Origin of the sequence: Kitasatospora sp. DSM 101779, assembly GCF_025655475.1 — a bacterium.
Taxonomy (GTDB): domain Bacteria; phylum Actinomycetota; class Actinomycetes; order Streptomycetales; family Streptomycetaceae; genus Kitasatospora.
On the sequence record NZ_JAHTIK010000005.1, the window covers coordinates 1 to 3860 of the forward strand.

General features: G+C 74.0%; 3 protein-coding genes and 1 pseudogene. All 4 read right to left on the reverse strand.

What is annotated here, in order from left to right; genetic code table 11:
• The coding region (locus tag KSNIM_RS38810) for a protein kinase domain-containing protein (RefSeq protein ID WP_411543917.1) at positions 1-861 on the reverse strand (861 nt) is incomplete at its 3' end.
• 332 nt (positions 862-1193) lie between these two features.
• Positions 1194-2642, reverse strand: a complete 1449-nt coding sequence (locus KSNIM_RS38815) for a protein kinase domain-containing protein (protein ID WP_263108371.1) — start codon at positions 2640-2642, stop codon at positions 1194-1196.
• Between the two features lie 190 nt (positions 2643-2832).
• Positions 2833-3441, reverse strand: a complete 609-nt coding sequence (locus KSNIM_RS38820; protein WP_411543916.1) for a bacterial proteasome activator family protein — start codon at positions 3439-3441, stop codon at positions 2833-2835.
• An 87-nt stretch (positions 3442-3528) separates the two neighbouring features.
• Positions 3529-3860 (reverse strand): annotated as a pseudogene (locus KSNIM_RS38825) (hypothetical protein); the annotation flags it as partial.

Sequence of the window (3860 nt, forward strand, 5' to 3'; positions counted from 1 at the left end):
GCCCTGGCCGGCGGCGGCCAGCCCGGCCGCGGCGGCCGCAGCGGCGGCGGCACCGGCCGCATAGCCGGCGCCCTGGGCGCCGTGCATGGTGCGCAGGGCGTGCTGGACGTGGGCCCGGAACTCGTCGGCGGTCTGGTAGCGGTCGTCCGGGTTCTTGGCCAGCGAGCGCAGGACCAGGTCGTCCAGCTCGGCCGGCACCCGGCCGTTGGTCCGGGACGGCGGCACCGGGTTGTCCTGGACGTGCTGGTAGACCACCGACAGCGGGGTCTCGCCGGTGAACGGCGGACGCAGCGCCAGCAGCTCGTACAGCATGCAGCCGGCCGCGTAGAGGTCGGAGCGGTGGTCGACCGGCCGGCCGAGGGCCTGCTCGGGCGACAGGTACTGCGGGGTGCCCATGACCATGCCGGTCTGGGTCATGGTGGTGGCCGCGCCGGTCAGGGCGCGGGCGATGCCGAAGTCCATCACCTTGACCGCACCGCCGCTGGTGATGATCACGTTGGCGGGCTTGATGTCGCGGTGCACGATGCCGTGCTTGTGGCTGTAGGCGAGCGCCTCCAGCACCCCGGCGATGATGATCAGCGCCTGGTCGACCGGCGGCGCCTCCTCGTCCACCAGCAGCTCGCGGACCGTCCGGCCCTCGACCAGCTCCATCACGATGTACGGGGTGGAGTCGCCGTCCAGCACCTCCTCGCCGGTGTCGTACACCGCCACGATCGAGTGGTGGTTGAGCGCGGCGACCGCGTGCGCCTCCCGCGTGAAGCGGAGCCGGGCGATCTCGTCCTCGGCCAGGTCCGCGCGCAGCAGCTTGACGGCGACGGTCCGGCCGAGCCGGACGTCCTGCGCGGAGAACACCTCGGCCATGCCGCCGCGGCCGAGCCGGCCGGTGATGCGGTACCTGCCGTCGCCGACGGTGCCGAGCACGGCCTTGGTACCGCGGCCGGGGGTGTGCCCGAGCGGCGGGCCCGACACGACCTTCGTCTCGGCGGTCTCCGGCTCCCGTCCCGTCGTCTCCTCGGTGGAGGCCCGGACGTCCGCGTCCTCGCCGTCTCCCGGTCGATCGGTCTGTGCCATTGCTCCTCGCCCCGGGCGGCCGCTCGGCGCGCAGTCGCCCTGTCGGTTACGTCCTGTGAAACGCTACCGCTTCGACGCGGTCACCGTGGAACGTGCGGCCACAGCCGCCGTCCGGGGTGCCGCTAGCTCCTGCCGTCCTGCGGCAGCTCCAGCACCACCGAGGCGGCGGGCGCCAGGGGGGAGCTGCCGTAGCTGGTGCCCTTGTTCTTCTCGCCCTGGGCGGCCGCGATCAGCACGATGATCACCGCGAGCACGATCACGCCGAAGATCACGCCGACCACGACCAGCGCCGTCGAGCAGCCCGCGTTGCTGTTCCCCGGCTGCGGCTTCGCCACGAACGGGCCCGGCTGGGCCGGCATCGGCCCGGTGGGGTGCGCCTGCTGCGGGAAGGGCCGCGGGGTCTGGTACGGCTGCGGGGCCTGCGGGAAGGGCTGCGGGGTGTGCGCCTGCGGGAAGGGCTGCGGGGTGTGCGGGGCCTGCGGGAAGGGCTGCGGCGTGTGCGGCGCCTGCACCTGCGGGTACGGCGGCGGGGTGCTGGCCTGCGGCTGGTACGGCTGCTGCACCTGCGGGGCCGGCGTGCGGATGTCACCGGAGACCTGCGGGAAGTTGGTCAGCGACGGGGCGGCGTGCACCGAGCGCGGGCCCTCGCTGATCACCAGCGGGGTGGAGGCCTGCAGCGGCGCGCCACCGGCCTGCGCGGCGGACTCGACCCGCTCGACCTCCTCGCGCATCGCCTCCGCGGTCGGGAAGCGGTGCGCCGGGTCCTTGCGCAGCGCGCGCTCGACCAGTGCGTCGACCGCGGGCGTGACCGCCCGGTTGATCGTCGAGGGCGCCGGCGGCGGCTCCTGCACGTGCTTGTACGCGATGGAGAAGGCCGAGTCGCCGTCGAACGGCAGGCCGCCGGTCAGCAGCTCGAAGAGCATGCAGCCGACCGAGTACAGGTCGGAGCGGGCGTCGACGCTCTTGCCGAGCGCCTGTTCGGGCGAGAGGTACTGCGGGGTGCCGACCACCATGCCGGTCTGCGTCATGGAGGTGACGCCGGACTGCAGCGCGCGGGCGATGCCGAAGTCCATCACCTTGACGATGCCCTTGGTGTTGACCATGACGTTGCCCGGCTTGATGTCGCGGTGCACCAGGCCCTGGTCGTGCGAGGCCTCCAGTGCGGAGAGGACCGCGGCGGTGATCTTCAGCGCCTGCGCGGTCGGCATCGCGCCGTGCTGCCCGATCGCGTCGTTGAGCACGTCGCGCAGGGCCCGGCCCTCGACGTACTCCATGACGATGTACGGGGTGGTGGCGCCGTCCGCGGCGACGTCCTCGCCGCTGTCGTAGACCTGCACGATGTTGGTGTGCTGGAGGCGCGCGACGGCCTGCGCCTCGCGGCGGAAGCGCTCCTTGAACGAGGCCTCCCGGCCCAGTTCGGTGTGCAGGGTCTTCACGGCGACCTGGCGGTCCAGCACCGTGTCGTACGCCAGGTGCACGGAGGCCATGCCGCCCTGCCCGAGCAGGCGCTGCAGCACGTACCGACCGTTGCCCAGGGCGTGGCCCTCGACCGTGGTGCCGTCCTCGCTCATGTCCCCCTGCTTCCAGGTCTCGTCCGGGCGTGCCCGGTGCGCGGGCCCGCGCTCCCGCAGGCCCCTGCCGACGGCGCGGGGGCCGACGGCAGGGGCCCAGGGTATCGGCTCGCGCCGACGTGATCGGGTGCAGGGGCGCAGCTGTGTCCGGCCTGCAACGCGGTTGCCGAACGGCTGCGACACACGGCCGCTAGAGGTACGGGCCCGAACGGACGCCGCGGCCCGGGCCGCCCTCCTCCTCGCCCGGCTCGGCGCCGTGCAGACCGGGCGGCAGGGCACGCCGCATCTGCTCCAACTGCGCCCGGGCGGCCATCTGCTGGGCGAACAGCGCGGTCTGGATGCCGTGGAAGAGCCCCTCCAGCCAGCCGACCAGCTGTGCCTGGGCGATCCGGAGTTCGGCCTCGGTGGGGATGCTGTCGTCGGTGAAGGGCAGCGAGAGCCGCTCCAACTCCTCGACCAGTTCGGGTGCGAGGCCGAGCTCGAGCTCCTTGATCGAGCTGGCGTGGATGTCCTTGAGTCTGGCCCGGCTGGCCTCGTCGAGGGGTGCCGCCCGGACCTCCTCCAGCAGCTGCTTGATCATGCTGCCGATCCGCATGACCTTGGCCGGCTGCTCGACCATCTCGGTCACCGGAAGTTCGCGCGGCTCCCCCTGGTCGTCCGCCCGGCCGAAACCGCCCGGGACGGCGCCGACCGGCATCCCGTCCGGGCCCACGATCAGCACCTTCGGCGTGTCGTCCGGCTGCCCGCCCGACGCCTCGACGGCCTGCTGCAATGAGCGCTCGTTCATCGGGTTCGTCATGAATGGCATTCTCCCTCACCGGCGTTCGGCGCGGGGAGTGGCTGCGGATCTTGTGCGGGTGCGACCTGCTGAGCCCGGCGGACGGGGTCAGCCCCGGCGCAGCTTCACCCCGACCAGGCCCAGGCCCAGTCCGATCAGCGTCAGCCCCGCGCCGAGCGGAAGCTGACGGGTGGCAGGGTCGGACCAGCGCAGCGGGGCGGCCAGGTCGGCGGCGGCCTGCGGGACGGGTGCGGCGGCGGTGACGGAGGCCTGCCCGTCGGCCAGGTCCGCGGAGGCGTCCGGGGTGGCGGGCCGGGCGGCCGTGGTCGGCGCGCTCGGGGTGCGGGGGGCGTGGGCGGGGTGGCCGAGGACGGCGGCGCTCTGGGTGCGCCCGTGCGGGCCGGGGGCCGTGGAGGGCGCGGCGGCGACCGCGGGGCCCG